At 44.3% G+C, this 17,854-nt stretch carries 25 protein-coding genes; all 25 read left to right on the plus strand.

Annotated elements, in window-relative coordinates:
* Window positions 1-48: 48 nt before the first annotated feature.
* Window positions 49-3,648, plus strand: coding sequence for a DNA-directed RNA polymerase subunit beta' (rpoC, locus tag AADZ70_RS15640; RefSeq protein WP_016935905.1), 3,600 nt, complete (start codon window positions 49-51; stop codon window positions 3,646-3,648).
* Window positions 3,649-3,816: 168 nt separating this feature from the next.
* Window positions 3,817-4,065 (plus strand): 50S ribosomal protein L7ae-like protein, encoded by a 249-nt coding sequence (locus tag AADZ70_RS15645; protein ID WP_045927004.1) that lies wholly within the window; start codon window positions 3,817-3,819, stop codon window positions 4,063-4,065.
* A 115-nt stretch (window positions 4,066-4,180) separates the two neighbouring features.
* Window positions 4,181-4,597, plus strand: coding sequence for a 30S ribosomal protein S12 (gene rpsL, locus AADZ70_RS15650; protein WP_003156445.1), 417 nt, complete (start codon window positions 4,181-4,183; stop codon window positions 4,595-4,597).
* 39 nt (window positions 4,598-4,636) lie between these two features.
* Window positions 4,637-5,107 carry a 30S ribosomal protein S7 gene (rpsG, locus tag AADZ70_RS15655; RefSeq protein WP_003156447.1) on the plus strand — a complete coding sequence of 157 codons (471 nt, stop codon included), beginning with the start codon at window positions 4,637-4,639 and terminating at the stop codon, window positions 5,105-5,107.
* Window positions 5,108-5,159: 52 nt separating this feature from the next.
* Window positions 5,160-7,238: an elongation factor G gene (gene fusA / locus AADZ70_RS15660; RefSeq protein WP_016935903.1), complete on the plus strand. Its 2,079-nt coding sequence runs from the start codon at window positions 5,160-5,162 to the stop codon at window positions 7,236-7,238.
* Window positions 7,239-7,357: 119 nt separating this feature from the next.
* Window positions 7,358-8,548, plus strand: coding sequence for an elongation factor Tu (gene tuf / locus AADZ70_RS15665; RefSeq protein ID WP_003156451.1), 1,191 nt, complete (start codon window positions 7,358-7,360; stop codon window positions 8,546-8,548).
* Between the two features lie 103 nt (window positions 8,549-8,651).
* Complete coding sequence (locus AADZ70_RS15670) at window positions 8,652-9,617, plus strand: alpha/beta hydrolase (RefSeq protein WP_045927003.1); 966 nt, start codon at window positions 8,652-8,654, stop codon at window positions 9,615-9,617.
* Between the two features lie 248 nt (window positions 9,618-9,865).
* Window positions 9,866-10,174 carry a 30S ribosomal protein S10 gene (gene rpsJ, locus AADZ70_RS15675; RefSeq protein WP_003156464.1) on the plus strand — a complete coding sequence of 103 codons (309 nt, stop codon included), beginning with the start codon at window positions 9,866-9,868 and terminating at the stop codon, window positions 10,172-10,174.
* Between the two features lie 39 nt (window positions 10,175-10,213).
* Complete coding sequence (gene rplC, locus AADZ70_RS15680) at window positions 10,214-10,843, plus strand: 50S ribosomal protein L3 (protein WP_007410402.1); 630 nt, start codon at window positions 10,214-10,216, stop codon at window positions 10,841-10,843.
* A gap of 27 nt (window positions 10,844-10,870) precedes the next feature.
* The gene (gene rplD / locus AADZ70_RS15685) at window positions 10,871-11,494 is read left to right on the plus strand and encodes a 50S ribosomal protein L4 (protein ID WP_016935901.1); all 624 of its coding nucleotides are present in this window, start codon (window positions 10,871-10,873) and stop codon (window positions 11,492-11,494) included.
* On the plus strand, window positions 11,494-11,781 hold the full coding sequence (gene rplW / locus AADZ70_RS15690) for a 50S ribosomal protein L23 (protein WP_003156467.1): 288 nt from the start codon (window positions 11,494-11,496) through the stop codon (window positions 11,779-11,781). The genes rplD and rplW overlap by 1 nt, the downstream gene beginning before the upstream one ends.
* A 31-nt stretch (window positions 11,782-11,812) precedes the next feature.
* Window positions 11,813-12,646 carry a 50S ribosomal protein L2 gene (rplB, locus tag AADZ70_RS15695; RefSeq protein WP_003156470.1) on the plus strand — a complete coding sequence of 278 codons (834 nt, stop codon included), beginning with the start codon at window positions 11,813-11,815 and terminating at the stop codon, window positions 12,644-12,646.
* A 57-nt stretch (window positions 12,647-12,703) separates the two neighbouring features.
* Window positions 12,704-12,982, plus strand: a complete 279-nt coding sequence (gene rpsS / locus AADZ70_RS15700; protein WP_003156472.1) for a 30S ribosomal protein S19 — start codon at window positions 12,704-12,706, stop codon at window positions 12,980-12,982.
* 16 nt (window positions 12,983-12,998) lie between these two features.
* Window positions 12,999-13,340 carry a 50S ribosomal protein L22 gene (rplV, locus tag AADZ70_RS15705; RefSeq protein WP_003156475.1) on the plus strand — a complete coding sequence of 114 codons (342 nt, stop codon included), beginning with the start codon at window positions 12,999-13,001 and terminating at the stop codon, window positions 13,338-13,340.
* A gap of 3 nt (window positions 13,341-13,343) precedes the next feature.
* Window positions 13,344-14,000, plus strand: a complete 657-nt coding sequence (gene rpsC / locus AADZ70_RS15710; RefSeq protein ID WP_003156476.1) for a 30S ribosomal protein S3 — start codon at window positions 13,344-13,346, stop codon at window positions 13,998-14,000.
* Window position 14,001: 1 nt separating this feature from the next.
* Window positions 14,002-14,436, plus strand: a complete 435-nt coding sequence (gene rplP / locus AADZ70_RS15715; protein WP_003156478.1) for a 50S ribosomal protein L16 — start codon at window positions 14,002-14,004, stop codon at window positions 14,434-14,436.
* Window positions 14,426-14,626, plus strand: coding sequence for a 50S ribosomal protein L29 (gene rpmC / locus AADZ70_RS15720; RefSeq protein WP_003156482.1), 201 nt, complete (start codon window positions 14,426-14,428; stop codon window positions 14,624-14,626). The genes rplP and rpmC overlap by 11 nt, the downstream gene beginning before the upstream one ends.
* Window positions 14,627-14,648: 22 nt before the next feature.
* Window positions 14,649-14,912: a 30S ribosomal protein S17 gene (gene rpsQ, locus AADZ70_RS15725; protein WP_016935900.1), complete on the plus strand. Its 264-nt coding sequence runs from the start codon at window positions 14,649-14,651 to the stop codon at window positions 14,910-14,912.
* A 40-nt stretch (window positions 14,913-14,952) separates the two neighbouring features.
* Window positions 14,953-15,321 carry a 50S ribosomal protein L14 gene (rplN, locus tag AADZ70_RS15730; RefSeq protein ID WP_007410404.1) on the plus strand — a complete coding sequence of 123 codons (369 nt, stop codon included), beginning with the start codon at window positions 14,953-14,955 and terminating at the stop codon, window positions 15,319-15,321.
* A 36-nt stretch (window positions 15,322-15,357) separates the two neighbouring features.
* Window positions 15,358-15,669, plus strand: coding sequence for a 50S ribosomal protein L24 (rplX, locus tag AADZ70_RS15735; RefSeq protein WP_014469620.1), 312 nt, complete (start codon window positions 15,358-15,360; stop codon window positions 15,667-15,669).
* Window positions 15,670-15,695: 26 nt separating this feature from the next.
* The gene (gene rplE / locus AADZ70_RS15740; RefSeq protein WP_003156487.1) at window positions 15,696-16,235 is read left to right on the plus strand and encodes a 50S ribosomal protein L5; all 540 of its coding nucleotides are present in this window, start codon (window positions 15,696-15,698) and stop codon (window positions 16,233-16,235) included.
* A 22-nt stretch (window positions 16,236-16,257) separates the two neighbouring features.
* A complete protein-coding gene (gene rpsN / locus AADZ70_RS15745) occupies window positions 16,258-16,443 on the plus strand; it encodes a 30S ribosomal protein S14 (RefSeq protein WP_003156488.1) in 186 nt (61 codons plus the stop codon).
* A 31-nt stretch (window positions 16,444-16,474) separates the two neighbouring features.
* A complete protein-coding gene (gene rpsH, locus AADZ70_RS15750; RefSeq protein WP_003156489.1) occupies window positions 16,475-16,873 on the plus strand; it encodes a 30S ribosomal protein S8 in 399 nt (132 codons plus the stop codon).
* A gap of 30 nt (window positions 16,874-16,903) precedes the next feature.
* A complete protein-coding gene (rplF, locus tag AADZ70_RS15755) occupies window positions 16,904-17,443 on the plus strand; it encodes a 50S ribosomal protein L6 (protein ID WP_016935899.1) in 540 nt (179 codons plus the stop codon).
* Window positions 17,444-17,476: 33 nt separating this feature from the next.
* On the plus strand, window positions 17,477-17,839 hold the full coding sequence (gene rplR / locus AADZ70_RS15760) for a 50S ribosomal protein L18 (protein ID WP_013350816.1): 363 nt from the start codon (window positions 17,477-17,479) through the stop codon (window positions 17,837-17,839).
* The last annotated feature ends 15 nt before the right edge of the window (window positions 17,840-17,854 follow it).

A 17,854-nucleotide genomic window follows, 5' to 3' on the forward strand; every position in this document is an offset into this window, starting at 1 on the left:
AGGCAAGTGACATCGGTTAATCCGAAGATAAAAAGGGAGGTAGGCCCCTTGCTAGATGTGAACAATTTTGAGTATATGAACATCGGTCTTGCTTCACCGGATAAAATCCGTTCATGGTCTTTTGGTGAAGTGAAAAAGCCTGAAACGATAAACTATCGTACATTGAAACCTGAAAAGGACGGCCTGTTCTGCGAACGCATTTTCGGACCGACTAAGGACTGGGAATGTCATTGCGGCAAGTACAAGCGGGTTCGTTATAAAGGCGTAGTTTGTGACCGTTGCGGAGTTGAAGTAACGCGGGCTAAAGTCCGTCGTGAGAGAATGGGGCATATTGAACTGGCTGCCCCGGTTTCTCACATTTGGTATTTCAAAGGTATTCCGAGCCGTATGGGTCTTGTATTGGATATGTCACCGCGTGCGCTGGAAGAAGTCATCTACTTTGCTTCTTACGTCGTAACTGACCCGGCCAATACACCGCTCGAAAAGAAACAGCTTTTATCCGAAAAGGAATACCGTGCGTATCTGGATAAGTACGGAAACAAATTCCAAGCCTCTATGGGTGCGGAAGCCATTAATAAACTTCTGCAGGACATCGACCTTGTCAAAGAAGTTGATATGTTAAAAGAAGAGCTGAAAACTTCTCAAGGCCAGCGCCGCACACGTGCGATCAAACGCCTTGAAGTGCTTGAAGCCTTCCGTAATTCAGGAAACAAGCCGTCTTGGATGATTCTCGACGTGCTTCCGGTTATTCCGCCTGAATTAAGACCGATGGTTCAGCTTGACGGCGGACGTTTCGCAACGTCTGACCTGAATGACCTTTACCGTCGTGTCATCAACCGTAACAACCGTTTGAAACGCCTTTTGGACCTTGGTGCGCCAAGCATCATCGTTCAGAACGAAAAACGTATGCTTCAAGAGGCTGTCGATGCTTTAATTGACAACGGCCGCCGCGGACGTCCTGTAACAGGTCCTGGTAACAGACCGTTAAAATCTCTTTCTCACATGCTGAAAGGGAAACAAGGACGTTTCCGTCAGAACCTTCTTGGTAAACGTGTAGACTACTCAGGACGTTCCGTTATCGTCGTAGGTCCGCATCTGAAAATGTATCAGTGCGGATTGCCGAAGGAAATGGCGCTTGAGCTCTTCAAGCCATTCGTTATGAAAGAGCTTGTTGAAAAAGGTCTCGCTCACAACATCAAGAGCGCAAAACGCAAAATCGAACGCGTGCAGCCAGAAGTATGGGATGTACTTGAATCTGTCATTAAGGAGCATCCGGTCTTACTGAACCGTGCCCCTACGCTTCACAGATTAGGTATCCAGGCTTTCGAACCTACGCTTGTTGAAGGACGCGCCATCCGTCTTCACCCGTTAGTATGTACAGCTTATAACGCTGACTTTGACGGTGACCAAATGGCGGTTCACGTACCTTTATCAGCTGAGGCTCAAGCTGAGGCCCGCATTCTGATGCTTGCGGCCCAAAACATCTTGAACCCTAAAGATGGTAAACCGGTTGTTACGCCGTCTCAGGATATGGTATTAGGAAACTACTACCTGACACTTGAGCGCGCCGGAGCAGTCGGCGAGGGTATGGTCTTCAAAAATACGGACGAAGCGCTTCTTGCTTATCAAAACGGTTATGTTCACCTTCATACGAGAGTAGCTGTTGCAGCGAACTCCCTGAAGAATGTGACATTTACGGATGAGCAGCGTTCAAAACTGTTAATTACAACAGTCGGTAAGTTGGTCTTCAATGAAATTCTCCCTGAGTCATTCCCTTACATGAATGAACCTACGAAGAGCAACATTGAAGAGAAAACGCCTGACCGTTTCTTCTTAGATAAAGGTGCTGACGTAAAAGCTGTGATTGCAGAGCAGCCGATCAACGCACCGTTTAAAAAAGGTATTTTGGGTAAAATCATCGCGGAAATCTTTAAACGATTCCATATCACGGAAACGTCTAAGATGCTTGACCGCATGAAAAACCTCGGTTTCAGATATTCAACGAAAGCTGGTATCACGGTAGGGGTTTCTGATATCGTCGTTCTCGATGATAAGCAGGAAATCCTCGAAGAAGCACAAAGCAAAGTTGATAATGTCTTGAAACAGTTCAGACGCGGTTTAATCACCGAAGAAGAACGATATGAAAGAGTCATTTCAATTTGGAGTTCAGCGAAAGATGTTATCCAAGGCAAACTGATGAAATCATTAGACGAAGTCAACCCGATCTACATGATGAGTGACTCAGGAGCCCGTGGTAACGCATCTAACTTTACGCAGCTTGCGGGTATGCGCGGTCTGATGGCCAACCCGGCTGGACGAATCATTGAATTGCCTATCAAATCAAGTTTCCGTGAAGGTCTGACGGTATTGGAGTACTTTATCTCCACTCACGGTGCGCGTAAAGGTCTTGCCGATACCGCCCTGAAAACAGCTGACTCAGGTTACCTTACACGCCGTCTTGTTGATGTTGCGCAGGATGTTATCATTCGTGAAACAGATTGCGGAACTGACCGCGGTATTCTTGCAAAACCGCTTAAAGAAGGTACGGAAATCATCGAGCGTCTGGAAGAGCGTCTGATCGGACGTTTCGCCAGAAAACAGATCAAACATCCTGAAACGGGTGCTGTGCTCATTAACGAAAACGAATTGATCGATGAAGATAAAGCGCTGGAAATCGTTGAAGCCGGAATCGAAGAAGTGTGGATCCGCTCCGCGTTCACATGTAACACTCCTCATGGTGTATGTAAACGATGCTACGGACGAAACCTTGCAACCGGAACTGATGTTGAAGTCGGCGAAGCAGTAGGTATTATCGCCGCCCAATCTATCGGTGAGCCTGGAACACAGTTAACAATGCGTACGTTCCACACAGGCGGGGTTGCCGGAGACGATATCACACAAGGTCTTCCGCGTATCCAAGAGCTTTTCGAAGCGCGTAATCCTAAAGGTCAAGCGACGATTTCTGAGATTGACGGTACAATTGCCGAAATCAATGAAGTCCGCGACAAACAGCAGGAAATTGTTGTTCAAGGCGCTGTTGAGACACGTTCATACACAGCACCTTACAACTCACGCCTGAAAGTGGCTGAGGGTGATCAGATTACCCGCGGTCAAGTGCTGACAGAAGGTTCTATCGATCCGAAAGAACTTCTTAAAGTCACTGACCTGACAACGGTTCAAGAATATCTTCTGCACGAGGTTCAGAAGGTTTACCGTATGCAGGGGGTTGAAATCGGCGATAAACACGTAGAAGTAATGGTTCGCCAGATGCTTCGCAAAGTCCGTGTGATCGATGCCGGAGATACTGATGTTCTTCCTGGCACATTGCTTGATATTCACCAATTCACAGAAGCGAACAAAAAAGTGCTGCTTGAAGGCAACCGGCCTGCTACAGGGCGTCCTGTCCTTCTCGGTATCACGAAAGCTTCACTCGAGACAGATTCATTCTTGTCTGCCGCATCATTCCAAGAAACAACACGCGTTCTTACGGATGCTGCGATTAAAGGCAAGCGCGATGAGCTTCTCGGCCTGAAAGAAAATGTTATCATCGGTAAACTGGTTCCGGCCGGTACCGGTATGATGAATTACAGAAAAGTAAAACCTGTTTCAAACGTTCAGCCTTCGGAAGATATGGTTCCGGCTGAATAATGGAAACTGCTGCAGGAAAGGCTGTTTCGACAGCTTTTCCTCAGTATTACAATTATTCTGGCGGCGGACTGCACTAAAAAATGTCATACGATGTTGACATCCGTTCCGCAGAGTGATAATATAACCAAGGTGCTCGAAATAAAACCTGTTACTTTGGAGGATATGTTTATGTCTTATGATAAAGTATCACAGGCCAAATCAATTATTATTGGTACGAAGCAAACAGTGAAAGCTCTGAAACGAGGTTCAGTAAAGGAAGTCGTCGTGGCAAAAGACGCGGATACAGTTCTTACGGCTGGCGTTATCCAGCTTGCAAAGAACCGAGACATCGACGTCTGTATGGTAGATTCCATGAAAAAGCTCGGCAAAGCCTGCGGAATTGAAGTGGGAGCAGCAGCTGTTGCCATTATGTTATAGCGTACTTTTTGTTTTTATATAAGATTTCAATCTTGTGTAAAGACATTGTTTTTTGCCTAATGATGAACCACCTGGGTATGTGGGTTATAAAACGTAATGAAGGGAGGAACACAACATGCCTACAATTAATCAGCTAATTCGCAAGGGACGCGTGAGCAAAGTTGAAAACTCTAAGTCACCTGCACTAAACAAAGGATACAACAGCTTTAAAAAAGAGCACACTAACGTATCTTCTCCACAAAAACGCGGGGTATGTACTCGTGTGGGTACAATGACACCGAAAAAACCGAACTCAGCACTTCGTAAATATGCTCGTGTTCGTTTGACTAACGGAATCGAGGTTACTGCCTACATTCCTGGTATCGGTCACAACCTGCAAGAGCACAGCGTTGTACTGATCCGCGGCGGACGTGTAAAAGACTTACCGGGGGTACGCTACCACATCGTTCGTGGTGCGCTTGATACTGCCGGAGTTGAAAACCGTGCGCAAGGCCGTTCTAAGTACGGTACGAAACGCCCTAAAGCAAAGTAATTAAATAAATCATTAAAACTATGAAGGGAGGATATTCAGATGCCACGTAAAGGTCCTGTAGCAAAAAGAGATGTTTTACCTGATCCGCTTTACAACTCTAAGCTGGTATCCCGCCTGATCAACAAAATGATGATCGACGGTAAAAAAGGTAAATCTCAAACAATCCTATACAAGTCATTCGATATCATTAAAGAACGCACTGGCAATGATGCAATGGAGGTTTTCGAACAAGCATTGAAAAACATCATGCCTGTACTTGAAGTAAAAGCACGCCGTGTAGGTGGAGCTAACTACCAAGTGCCTGTAGAAGTTCGTCCAGAACGCCGTACAACTCTTGGTCTTCGCTGGTTGGTTAACTATGCGCGTCTTCGCGGAGAAAAAACAATGGAAGAGCGCCTGGCTAACGAAATTCTTGATGCAGCTAACAACACTGGTGCTGCCGTTAAGAAACGTGAAGACACTCACAAGATGGCAGAAGCGAACAAAGCATTTGCTCACTACCGCTGGTAGGATTCATATAATCAAAATAATAATTCCCTAATAAGGAAGGAGAAATTACCCAATGGCAAGAGAGTTCTCCTTAGAAAAAACTCGTAATATCGGGATCATGGCTCACATCGATGCCGGTAAAACGACGACTACAGAACGGATCTTGTTCTACACAGGCCGTATCCACAAAATTGGCGAAACTCACGAAGGTGCTTCGCAAATGGACTGGATGGAGCAGGAACAAGAACGCGGTATCACAATCACTTCTGCAGCAACAACTGCACAGTGGAAAGGTTACCGTGTAAACATCATCGATACACCGGGACACGTGGACTTCACAGTTGAAGTTGAACGTTCACTCCGTGTACTTGATGGTGCGGTTGCTGTACTTGATGCTCAATCAGGTGTTGAGCCTCAGACAGAAACTGTATGGCGCCAAGCAACAACTTACGGAGTGCCGCGTGTTGTATTTGTCAACAAAATGGACAAAATCGGCGCAGACTTCCTTTACTCTGTAGGAACTTTAAGAGACCGTCTTCAAGCTAACGCTCACGCAATTCAATTGCCGATCGGTGCTGAAGACAACTTCGAAGGTATCATCGACTTAGTAGAAAACGTTGCGTATTTCTACGAAGATGACCTTGGAACTCGTTCAGATGCGAAAGAAATCCCTGAAGAGTACAAAGAACAAGCTGAAGAGCTTCGCAACAGCCTGATTGAAGCTGTAGCTGAGCTTGATGAAGAGCTTATGGAAAAGTACCTTGAAGGTGAAGAAATCACTATCCCTGAACTGAAAGCTGCAATCCGTAAAGGTACACTGAATGTTGAATTCTACCCTGTACTTGTTGGTTCTGCTTTCAAAAACAAAGGTGTTCAGCTTGTACTTGATGCTGTTCTTGACTACCTTCCTGCGCCAACTGATGTTGCTGCAATCAAAGGTGTACGTCCTGATACAGATGAAGAGATCGTTCGTCATTCTTCTGATGAAGAGCCATTCTCTGCACTTGCATTTAAAGTTATGACTGACCCTTATGTCGGTAAGCTGACGTTCTTCCGCGTATATTCCGGTACACTTGATTCCGGTTCATATGTAAAGAACTCTACAAAAGGCAAGCGTGAGCGCGTAGGACGTATCCTTCAAATGCACGCTAACAGCCGTGAAGAGATCTCTACTGTTTACGCTGGAGACATCGCAGCTGCTGTAGGTCTAAAAGATACTTCTACTGGAGATACTCTTTGTGATGAGAAGGATCTTGTAATCCTTGAATCCATGGAATTCCCAGAGCCAGTTATCGACGTAGCGATTGAGCCTAAATCAAAAGCTGACCAAGATAAAATGGGTATCGCTTTAGCAAAACTTGCTGAAGAAGATCCTACATTCCGCACACAAACAAACCCTGAAACGGGTCAAACAATCATCTCTGGTATGGGTGAGCTTCACCTTGATATCATTGTTGATCGTATGAAGCGTGAGTTCAAAGTTGAAGCTAACGTTGGTGCTCCTCAAGTTGCGTACCGTGAGACATTCCGTAGCGGTGCAAAAGTTGAAGGTAAATTCGTACGTCAATCAGGCGGACGCGGTCAGTTCGGTCACGTTTGGATCGAATTTGAACCGAACGAAGAAGGCGCAGGCTTTGAATTCGAAAACGCAATCGTCGGTGGTGTTGTTCCTCGTGAATACATCCCAGCCGTACAAGCAGGTCTCGAAGACTCTCTTGAAAATGGTGTCCTAGCAGGATTCCCGCTAATCGACATCAAGGCGAAACTTTTTGATGGATCTTACCATGATGTTGACTCAAACGAAATGGCGTTTAAAGTCGCTGCTTCTATGGCATTGAAAAATGCAGTCAGCAAATGTAACCCAGTTCTTCTTGAACCAGTCATGAAAGTTGAAGTGGTTATTCCTGAAGAATACATGGGAGACATCATGGGCGATATTACTTCTCGCCGCGGACGCGTAGAAGGTATGGAAGCGCGCGGTAACGCTCAAGTTGTGCGTGCGATGGTACCTCTTGCTGAAATGTTCGGTTACGCTACTGCCCTTCGTTCTAACACGCAAGGTCGCGGTACGTTCACTATGTTCATGGATCACTACGAAGAAGTGCCGAAGAGCATTGCTGAAGAAATTATCAAAAAAAATAAAGGCGAATAATTGATTTTGCCACTTAACTCAAGTATAACTACTATTGTAAGATGAGGAAGTGAAAGCTTGCTTTCACTTTCTATCACTCTATACATCACTAATTAAAAGCTCTTAAGGAGGATTTTAGAATGGCTAAAGAAAAATTCGACCGTTCCAAATCACATGCCAATATCGGTACAATTGGACACGTTGACCATGGTAAAACAACATTAACTGCTGCTATCTCAACAGTACTTCATAAGAAATCTGGTAAAGGTACAGCTATGGCGTACGATCAAATTGATGGTGCTCCAGAAGAACGTGAGCGCGGTATCACAATCTCTACTGCACACGTTGAGTACGAAACTGACACTCGTCACTATGCACACGTTGACTGCCCAGGACACGCTGACTATGTTAAAAACATGATCACTGGTGCTGCGCAAATGGACGGAGCTATCCTTGTAGTATCTGCTGCTGATGGCCCAATGCCACAAACTCGTGAGCACATCCTTCTTTCTAAAAACGTTGGTGTACCATACATCGTTGTATTCCTTAACAAATGCGACATGGTAGACGACGAAGAGCTTCTTGAGCTTGTTGAAATGGAAGTTCGCGATCTTCTTAGCGAATACGACTTCCCTGGTGACGATGTACCAGTTGTTAAAGGTTCTGCTCTTAAAGCTCTTGAAGGCGACGCTGAGTACGAAGAAAAAATTCTTGAACTTATGGCTGCAGTTGACGAGTACATCCCAACTCCAGAACGCGACACTGAAAAACCATTCATGATGCCAGTTGAGGACGTATTCTCAATCACTGGTCGTGGTACAGTTGCTACTGGCCGTGTAGAACGCGGACAAGTTAAAGTCGGTGACGAAGTTGAAATCATCGGTCTTCAAGAAGAAAACAGCAAAACAACTGTTACAGGTGTTGAAATGTTCCGTAAGCTTCTTGATTACGCTGAAGCTGGAGACAACATCGGTGCACTTCTTCGCGGTGTAGCTCGTGAAGACATCCAACGTGGGCAAGTACTTGCTAAACCAGGTACAATCACTCCACACAGCAAATTCAAAGCTGAAGTTTACGTTCTTTCTAAAGAAGAGGGTGGACGTCATACTCCATTCTTCTCTAACTACCGTCCTCAGTTCTACTTCCGTACAACTGACGTAACTGGTATCATCAATCTTCCAGAAGGCGTAGAAATGGTTATGCCTGGAGATAACACTGAAATGATCGTTGAACTTATCTCTACAATCGCTATCGAAGAAGGAACTCGTTTCTCTATTCGTGAAGGCGGACGTACAGTTGGTTCAGGCGTTGTTTCTACAATCACTGAGTAATCGACTCGTTCATACATGCGGGGTCCCTTATGGGGCCTCGTTTTTTTGTTTCCCGGCTGATTCAATGTATAATAGAGATTATACAAATTTTAGGAGCAGTGCGATGAATGATAACTTCAAGACAAACAAACGGATTTCAATGCTTCAGCAGTTGCTGATTAACGACAGCGAACAGACCATTATGATTAATGGCGACGACAGGGATAATCCGCTGCTTCTGTTTTTGCACGGCGGTCCCGGCACCCCTCAGATCGGCTATGCGAGAAAATACCAAAACAAGCTGGAGAAGCATTTCACTGTTGTGAACTGGGATCAGAGAGGGGCGGGACTCTCGTATTCAAAAGATATTCCGGAATCATCTATGACTTTGGATCAGCTGACGGCCGACACCATTCATTTGACCGAACGTTTATGTAAGCAATTCGGCAGGCAAAAAGTATATATCGCAGGCTATTCGTGGGGATCAGTTTTGGCGCTTCACGTTCTTCAAAAGAGATCTGATTTGTATTATGGGTATATCGGTATCAGTCAAGTGGTTAATATCCAAAAGGAGGAAGCAGAAGCTTACCGGCAGCTGACAGCATGGAGCAGGGAGCGTAAGCACCGCTTGCTGCAAAAGACACTGGAATTTATCGGAGCGCCTCCATGGAACGGACAGATGCAGCGGTCACTGATTCTGCTTTGTATCGAGATGAAGGGAGGAGGCTTCACCCACAATCCGATCGGCGCTCTAAAAGCAGGCGGACGAATGCTGTTTGGGGAACCGTACGGTGTGAGAGGGAGCTTTTTGGCTGCGCGGGGACAAATGTTCAGCCTGAAACATCTGTGGGAAGATCTCATTTTCTTTGATGCCGGGGAATCAGTTTCTTCTATTGAAATACCATGCTGTTTTATGTCAGGCAAATTCGATTTGACGGTTCCGGGAACGACATCTTACGAATATTATCAGATGGTTGAAGCGCCGTATAAAGAATGGCACTGGTTTGAAAACTCAGCCCATTCGCCTCACTTGGAGGAGCCTGAGCGCTTTGCCGAAGTTGTCAGCCGGTTCGCATCTTTCCATCTCTGAAAGAAAACAGGCATATCCTTGATTAATCAAGACATCACCTGTATAATAATCAAAGTGTGAAAACCACAAGGTTCTTCAAATAAACCTTGCAACATACGTCTATTTTCTGTATAATAGTGTATGTTGGTCTTTGACTGCGATGAAGTGAGAGGTTGCTGACACACCCGGCCGCTTTGCCATGGCAAGGTGATCAGGTTTTTCTCACGGAGAACTGTCTAACGTGATGTAGGCGAAAAGGAGGGAAAATAATGGCAAAACAAAAAATTCGTATTCGTTTAAAAGCATATGATCATAGAATCCTTGATCAATCTGCAGAGAAGATTGTTGAAACGGCAAAACGTTCTGGTGCCAGCGTATCTGGTCCGATTCCGTTGCCAACTGAAAAATCAGTTTACACAATCCTTCGTGCGGTGCACAAATACAAAGATTCTCGTGAGCAATTTGAAATGCGTACACATAAACGTTTAATCGACATTGTGAACCCAACACCACAAACTGTTGATGCTCTCATGCGATTAGACTTACCATCTGGTGTCGATATCGAAATCAAACTTTAATTCAAAAATATAGAATGATCTTAATAGGAGGTGTGACGAATGACCAAAGGAATCTTAGGAAGAAAAATTGGTATGACGCAAGTATTCGCAGAGAACGGTGATCTTATCCCGGTAACTGTTATTGAAGCAGCTCCAAACGTTGTTCTTCAAAAGAAAACAGCTGAAAACGATGGCTATGAAGCGATCCAGCTTGGTTTTGACGATAAGCGTGAAAAGCTTTCAAACAAACCGGAAAAAGGACACGTTGCAAAAGCGGAAACTGCTCCTAAGCGCTTCGTTAAAGAATTACGCGGCGTGGATATGGATGCGTATGAAATTGGTCAGGAAGTCAAGGTTGAAATTTTCTCTGCAGGAGAAATCGTAGATGTAACAGGAGTATCTAAAGGTAAAGGTTTCCAAGGTGCAATCAAGCGCCACGGACAATCTCGCGGACCTATGTCTCACGGTTCACGCTACCACCGTCGTCCTGGTTCAATGGGACCTGTAGATCCTAACCGTGTATTCAAAGGTAAACTATTACCTGGACGCATGGGCGGAGATCAAATCACTGTCCAAAACCTTGAAATCGTAAAAGTTGATGCTGAGCGCAATCTTCTTTTGATTAAAGGTAACGTACCTGGTGCGAGAAAAACTTTAATCACTGTAAAAAGTGCTGTTAAATCTAAATAAGTCTCTTAGGAAAGGAGGAAATTGATCATGCCAAAAGTAGCATTATACAACCAAAACGGTTCTACTGCTGGTGATATCGAATTAAACGCTTCTGTATTTGGAATTGAGCCAAATGAGAGCGTAGTATTCGACGCTATTCTTATGCAAAGAGCTTCCTTACGTCAAGGATCTCACAAAGTAAAAAATCGTTCTGAAGTACGCGGCGGAGGTCGCAAACCATGGCGTCAAAAAGGTACAGGTCGTGCCCGTCAAGGTTCAATCCGTTCACCGCAATGGCGCGGAGGTGGTGTCGTATTCGGCCCAACACCACGCAGCTATTCTTACAAATTACCTAAAAAAGTTCGCCGCTTGGCAATCAAATCAGTATTGTCTTCTAAAGTGAACGACAACAACATTATTGTTCTTGAAGATCTTACTCTTGATACGGTTAAAACAAAAGAAATGACAGCTATCCTTAAAGGATTGTCTGTTGAGAAAAAAGCTTTAATCGTAACTGCGGATGCAAACGAAGCAGTATCTCTTTCTGCACGCAACATCCCTGGAGTTACAGTTGTTCAAGCTAACGGAATCAACGTGTTAGACGTTGTCAACCACGAGAAGCTTCTGATTACAAAAGCTGCGGTTGAAAAAGTAGAGGAGGTGCTTGCATAATGAAAGATCCTCGTGATGTTCTTAAGCGCCCCGTCATTACTGAACGTTCTGCTGATTTAATGACTGAAAAGAAATATACTTTTGAAGTTGATGTAAGAGCTAATAAAACAGAAGTGAAAGATGCAGTTGAAAGTATCTTTGGAGTGAAAGTTGACAAAGTCAACATCATGAACTACAAAGGGAAATCAAAACGTGTCGGCCGCTATACTGGTATGACTAGCCGTCGCAGAAAAGCGATCGTAAAACTTACTGCAGACAGCAAAGAAATCGAAATTTTTGAAGCTTAATTATCTGTAAAAAGAAGGAGGGAAATTCAAAATGGCGATTAAAAAGTATAAACCGACCTCTAACGGACGTCGTGGCATGACAACTTCAGATTTTGCTGAAATCACGACTGACCAGCCGGAAAAATCCTTGCTTGCTCCCCTTCACAAAAAAGGCGGACGTAACAACCAAGGTAAATTGACTGTACGTCACCAAGGTGGCGGACACAAACGCCAATACCGTGTTATCGACTTCAAACGCGATAAAGATGGTATACCTGGACGCGTTGCTACAGTTGAATACGATCCAAACCGTTCAGCTAACATCGCACTAATCAACTATGTAGACGGAGAAAAACGTTACATTCTTGCACCAAAAGGAATTCAAGTAGGTACTGAAATCATGTCCGGCCCTGAAGCTGACATCAAAGTAGGTAACGCACTTCCGCTTATCAACATCCCTGTTGGTACTGTTGTGCATAACATTGAATTAAAACCTGGTAAAGGCGGACAGCTTGTACGTTCAGCTGGTACATCTGCTCAGGTTCTTGGTAAAGAAGGCAAATACGTTCTTGTACGTCTTAACTCTGGTGAAGTTCGCATGATCCTTTCTGCTTGCCGTGCTTCTATCGGTCAAGTAGGTAACGAGCAGCACGAACTTATCAACGTTGGTAAAGCAGGACGCTCTCGCTGGAAAGGCATCCGCCCTACAGTCCGCGGTTCTGTAATGAACCCTAACGATCACCCGCACGGTGGTGGTGAAGGTCGCGCGCCAATCGGACGTAAATCACCAATGTCTCCTTGGGGCAAACCGACTCTTGGATTCAAGACACGTAAGAAAAAGAACAAATCTGATAAATTTATCGTACGTCGTCGTAAAAATAAATAACGGGGTTGTCTACGGTTCATTTCGGACCGTAGTGCAATCACGAAGGGAGGTTCCAAAATGGCTCGCAGCTTGAAAAAAGGACCATTTGTCGATGGACACTTGATGACAAAAATCGAGAAATTAAATGAAACGGACAAGAAACAAGTTGTAAAAACTTGGTCTCGCCGTTCAACTATTTTCCCACAATTTATCGGTCACACAATCGCAGTATATGACGGACGTAAACACGTGCCTGTATTCATTTCTGAAGACATGGTAGGCCACAAGTTGGGCGAATTCGCACCAACTCGTACTTACAAAGGCCACGCCAGTGACGATAAAAAAACAAGACGCTAAGAGAGGAGGCTTTTAAATGCAAGCTAAAGCTGTTGCAAGAACAGTCCGTATTGCTCCTCGTAAAGCACGTCTAGTAATGGACCTGATTCGAGGTAAGCAAGTAGGCGAAGCAGTATCTATCTTGAACCTAACTCCGAGAGCTGCTTCTCCAATCATCGAAAAAGTTTTAAAATCTGCTATCGCAAATGCTGAGCACAACTACGAGATGGACGCTAACAATCTGGTTATTTCTCAGGCATTTGTTGACGAAGGCCCAACGTTAAAAAGATTCCGCCCGCGTGCTATGGGACGTGCGAGCCAAATCAACAAACGTACGAGCCACATTACAATCGTTGTATCAGAAAAGAAGGAGGGATAAGTAGTGGGTCAAAAGGTAAATCCAGTCGGTCTTCGTATCGGAGTCATTCGTGATTGGGAATCTAAGTGGTACGCTGGTAAAGATTACGCTGACTTCCTGCACGAAGATTTAAAAATTCGTGAATTCATTAGCAAACGCCTTTCTGACGCTTCTGTTTCTAAAGTAGAAATCGAGCGCGCAGCAAACCGCGTTAACATTACGATCCACACTGCTAAGCCTGGTATGGTAATCGGTAAAGGCGGTTCTGAAGTTGAAGCACTTCGTAAAGCCCTTAACAGCCTAACTGGCAAGCGTGTACACATTAACATTCTTGAAATCAAAAGAGCAGATCTTGATGCTCAGCTTGTAGCTGACAACATCGCTCGTCAACTAGAAAACCGTATTTCTTTCCGCCGTGCGCAGAAACAACAAATCCAACGCACTATGCGTGCTGGAGCACAAGGTGTGAAAACAATGGTTTCCGGCCGTCTTGGCGGAGCTGACATCGCTCGTTCTGAATACTACAGTGAAGGAACTGTTCCATTGCACACTTTACGTGCTGACATCGACTATGCAACATCTGAAGCTGACACAACTTACGGTAAGCTCGGTGTAAAAGTCTGGATCTATCGTGGAGAGGTTCTTCCTACTAAGAAGAAAACTGAGGAAGGAGGAAAATAATATGTTATTACCAAAACGCGTTAAATATCGCAGAGAGCATCGCGGAAAAATGCGCGGTCGCGCTAAAGGCGGTACTGAAGTACATTTTGGTGAGTACGGTATCCAGGCTCTTGAAGCTTCTTGGATCACGAACCGCCAAATCGAAGCTGCACGTATTGCGATGACTCGTTACATGAAACGTGGCGGTAAAGTTTGGATTAAAATTTTCCCTTCAAAACCTTACACTGCTAAACCGCTTGAGGTACGGATGGGTTCCGGTAAAGGGGCTCCTGAAGGCTGGGTAGCTGTTGTAAAACCGGGCAAAGTTTTATTTGAGATTTCTGGTGTGTCTGAAGAGGTAGCTCGTGAAGCGCTTCGTCTTGCATCTCACAAATTGCCAATTAAAACGAAGTTCGTAAAACGTGAAGAAATTGGTGGTGAATCAAATGAAAGCTAATGAAATTCGTGACCTTACCACTGCTGAAATTGAACAAAAAGTAAAGTCTCTTAAAGAAGAACTTTTCAATCTTCGCTTTCAATTAGCGACAGGACAACTTGAAAATACTGCTCGCATTCGTGAAGTGCGCAAAGCTATCGCGCGCATGAAAACTGTGATTCGTGAAAGAGAAATTGCTGCTAACAAATAATCACTGAGGGGAGGTCGTGAGCATGAGCGAACGTAACCAACGCAAGGTTTACCAAGGCCGTGTTGTTTCTGACAAAATGGATAAAACCATCACTGTTGTTGTTGAAACATACAAAAAGGATCCTATTTACGGTAAACGCGTAAAATACTCAAAGAAATTAAAAGCACATGATGAAAATAATCAAGCTAAAATCGGAGACATCGTAAAGATCATGGAAACTCGTCCATTATCTGCAACTAAACGTTTTCGTCTAGTAGAAGTTGTCGAAGAAGCTGTTATTATCTAATAAAGTTCGGAATTCTTTTTCCGAAGGGAGGTAACAAATAATGATTCAACAAGAGACTCGTTTAAAAGTTGCTGACAACTCCGGTGCGCGTGAGGTACTTACTATTAAAGTTCTTGGCGGTTCTGGACGTAAAACGGCTAACATTGGTGATGTAATTGTTTGCACGGTTAAACAAGCAACACCAGGAGGCGTTGTCAAAAAAGGTGAAGTCGTAAGAGCTGTTATCGTTCGCACAAAAAGCGGAGCACGCAGAACTGACGGATCATACATCAGCTTCGATGAGAATGCATGTGTTATCATCCGTGACGACAAGAGCCCGCGTGGAACTCGTATCTTCGGACCGGTTGCTCGTGAATTACGTGAAAACAACTTCATGAAAATTGTTTCTCTGGCTCCAGAAGTTATCTAATGAAATAAATGCCTTACTCAAGGAGGTGCGATCAGGATGCATGTGAAAAAAGGCGATAAAGTTATGGTTATCTCTGGTAAAGATAAAGGCAAACAAGGTACGATCCTTGCTGCTTTCCCTAAAAAGGACCGCGTTCTAGTTGAGGGCGTAAACATGGTGAAGAAACACTCTAAACCGACTCAAACTAACCCTCAAGGCGGTATTTCTAATCAAGAGGCGCCAATTCATGTATCAAACGTTATGCCGCTCGATCCTAAAACAGGTGAAGTGACTCGCGTAGGATACAAAGTGGAAGATGGCAAAAAAGTTCGTATTGCTAAAAAATCTGGGCAAGTTTTAGATAAATAGTAATTAAAGGAAGGGAGGTCTATCTCATGAACCGCCTTAAAGAAAAGTACAATAAAGAAATTTCACCTGCTTTAATGACGAAGTTCAACTACGACTCTGTTATGCAGGTGCCGAAAATCGAAAAAATCGTAATCAACATGGGTGTTGGTGATGCTGTTCAAAATGCGAAAGCAATCGACAGTGCTGTTGAAGAATTAACGTTTATCGCAGGTCAAAAACCTGTCGTTACTCGTGCGAAGAAATCAATTGCTGGATTCCGTCTTCGTGAGGGAATGCCTATCGGTGCGAAAGTAACTCTTCGCGGAGAGCGCATGTATGATTTCCTTGATAAACTTATTTCTGTATCTTTACCGCGTGTACGTGACTTCCGCGGGATTTCTAAGAAATCTTTCGACGGTCGCGGAAACTACACTCTTGGTATCAAAGAACAGTTAATCTTCCCTGAAATTGACTACGATAAAGTAACAAAGGTTCGCGGAATGGACATCGTTATCGTAACGACTGCTAACTCTGACGAAGAGGCTCGTGAGCTATTAACTCAAGTAGGTATGCCGTTCCAGAAATAATCAATGAAAGGGAGGCGAAATCGTGGCTAAAAAGTCAATGATTGCGAAACAACAACGTACACCAAAGTTTAAAGTGCAAGAGTACACTCGCTGTGAACGCTGCGGACGTCCGCACTCAGTCATTCGTAAATTTAAACTTTGCCGTATTTGTTTCCGTGAGCTTGCATATAAAGGACAAATTCCTGGCGTGAAAAAAGCCAGCTGGTAATCCCCAAGAATGGGAAGGAGGTAATTATATAATGGTTATGACAGATCCAATTGCAGATATGCTGACTCGTATTCGCAATGCAAACATGGTACGTCATGAGAAGCTTGAAATTCCTGCTTCTAAATTGAAAAGAGAAATTGCTGACATTTTAAAGCGTGAAGGTTTCATTCGTGACGTTGAGTTCGTAGAAGACAGCAAACAAGGTATCATCCGCGTTTTCTTGAAATACGGACAAAACAACGAGCGCGTTATCACTGGTCTTAAAAGAATCAGCAAACCAGGTTTGCGTGTATACGCTAAATCAAATGAAGTACCTCGCGTACTTAACGGTCTTGGAATCGCGATTATTTCTACATCACAAGGTGTTTTAACGGACAAAGAAGCCCGTGCAAAACAAGCTGGTGGAGAAGTTCTAGCATACGTTTGGTAAGAAGTTTAACAAGAATGGAGGTGTTTTAGTATGTCTCGTGTAGGTAAAAAACTGCTTGAGATTCCTTCTGGAGTTACAGTAACGCTGAACGAAGGCAACACTGTATCTGTAAAAGGACCAAAAGGAGAATTAACTCGTACTTTCCATCCTGATATGGAAATCAAAATTGAGGACAACGTGCTTACAGTCACTCGTCCATCTGATCATAAAGAGCACCGTGCATTGCATGGTACGACTCGCAGTCTGCTTGGAAACATGGTTGAAGGCGTATCTAAAGGATTTGAAAGAGGTTTGGAATTAGTCGGTGTCGGTTATCGTGCGGCTAAATCCGGTAACAAACTTGTTTTAAACGTTGGATACTCTCACCCTGTTGAGATGGTTCCTGAAGAGGGCATCGAAATCGAAGTTCCTTCTCAAACGAAAGTAGTTGTAAAAGGTACAGACAAAGAGCGTGTAGGAGCTACTGCTGCTAACATCCGCGCTGTACGTTCTCCAGAGCCTTACAAAGGTAAAGGAATCCGCTACGAAGGTGAAGTTGTTCGCCGTAAAGAAGGTAAATCTGCTAAGTAAGACCGCTTAAAGTGAAGAAAGGAGTGACCAAGGATGATTACGAAAACTAGCAAAAATGCTGCTCGTCAAAAAAGACATGCTCGTGTTCGTGCTAAACTTTCAGGCACAGCTGAAAGACCTCGTCTGAATGTGTTCCGTTCAAACAAACACATTTATGCTCAAATCATCGATGATGTAAATGGCGTTACACTTGTTAGTGCCTCTACTCTCGACAAAGATTTGAACGTGGAAAGCACTGGTGACAGCGCTGCTGCTGCTAAAGTCGGTGAACTCGTTGCGAAACGCGCTTCTGAGAAAGGTGTTTCTGACGTAGTATTTGACCGCGGCGGATACTTATACCATGGACGTGTAAAAGCTCTGGCCGATGCAGCTCGTGAAGCCGGACTGAAATTTTAATAAAAAAAGGAGGGA

Source organism: Bacillus sp. YBsi01 (genome assembly GCF_038406745.1).
Lineage (GTDB): Bacteria > Bacillota > Bacilli > Bacillales > Bacillaceae > Bacillus > Bacillus siamensis.

Bases quoted from the DNA above. Each gene is read 5' to 3' on its own strand.
- rpsS (WP_003156472.1), top strand. From the start codon at position 12,704: ATGGCTCGCAGCTTGAAAAAAGGACCATTTGTCGATGGACACTTGATG.
- fusA (WP_016935903.1), top strand. From the start codon at position 5,160: ATGGCAAGAGAGTTCTCCTTAGAAAAAACTCGTAATATCGGGATCATG.
- rplD (WP_016935901.1), top strand. From the start codon at position 10,871: ATGCCAAAAGTAGCATTATACAACCAAAACGGTTCTACTGCTGGTGAT.
- AADZ70_RS15670 (WP_045927003.1), top strand. From the start codon at position 8,652: ATGAATGATAACTTCAAGACAAACAAACGGATTTCAATGCTTCAGCAG.
- rpmC (WP_003156482.1), top strand. From the start codon at position 14,426: ATGAAAGCTAATGAAATTCGTGACCTTACCACTGCTGAAATTGAACAA.
- rpsJ (WP_003156464.1), top strand. From the start codon at position 9,866: ATGGCAAAACAAAAAATTCGTATTCGTTTAAAAGCATATGATCATAGA.
- rpsL (WP_003156445.1), top strand. From the start codon at position 4,181: ATGCCTACAATTAATCAGCTAATTCGCAAGGGACGCGTGAGCAAAGTT.
- rplV (WP_003156475.1), top strand. From the start codon at position 12,999: ATGCAAGCTAAAGCTGTTGCAAGAACAGTCCGTATTGCTCCTCGTAAA.
- rplW (WP_003156467.1), top strand. From the start codon at position 11,494: ATGAAAGATCCTCGTGATGTTCTTAAGCGCCCCGTCATTACTGAACGT.
- rplN (WP_007410404.1), top strand. From the start codon at position 14,953: ATGATTCAACAAGAGACTCGTTTAAAAGTTGCTGACAACTCCGGTGCG.
- rplB (WP_003156470.1), top strand. From the start codon at position 11,813: ATGGCGATTAAAAAGTATAAACCGACCTCTAACGGACGTCGTGGCATG.
- rplC (WP_007410402.1), top strand. From the start codon at position 10,214: ATGACCAAAGGAATCTTAGGAAGAAAAATTGGTATGACGCAAGTATTC.
- rpsG (WP_003156447.1), top strand. From the start codon at position 4,637: ATGCCACGTAAAGGTCCTGTAGCAAAAAGAGATGTTTTACCTGATCCG.
- rpsH (WP_003156489.1), top strand. From the start codon at position 16,475: ATGGTTATGACAGATCCAATTGCAGATATGCTGACTCGTATTCGCAAT.
- tuf (WP_003156451.1), top strand. From the start codon at position 7,358: ATGGCTAAAGAAAAATTCGACCGTTCCAAATCACATGCCAATATCGGT.
- rplP (WP_003156478.1), top strand. From the start codon at position 14,002: ATGTTATTACCAAAACGCGTTAAATATCGCAGAGAGCATCGCGGAAAA.
- rplF (WP_016935899.1), top strand. From the start codon at position 16,904: ATGTCTCGTGTAGGTAAAAAACTGCTTGAGATTCCTTCTGGAGTTACA.
- AADZ70_RS15645 (WP_045927004.1), top strand. From the start codon at position 3,817: ATGTCTTATGATAAAGTATCACAGGCCAAATCAATTATTATTGGTACG.
- rplE (WP_003156487.1), top strand. From the start codon at position 15,696: ATGAACCGCCTTAAAGAAAAGTACAATAAAGAAATTTCACCTGCTTTA.
- rplX (WP_014469620.1), top strand. From the start codon at position 15,358: ATGCATGTGAAAAAAGGCGATAAAGTTATGGTTATCTCTGGTAAAGAT.
- rpsQ (WP_016935900.1), top strand. From the start codon at position 14,649: ATGAGCGAACGTAACCAACGCAAGGTTTACCAAGGCCGTGTTGTTTCT.
- rplR (WP_013350816.1), top strand. From the start codon at position 17,477: ATGATTACGAAAACTAGCAAAAATGCTGCTCGTCAAAAAAGACATGCT.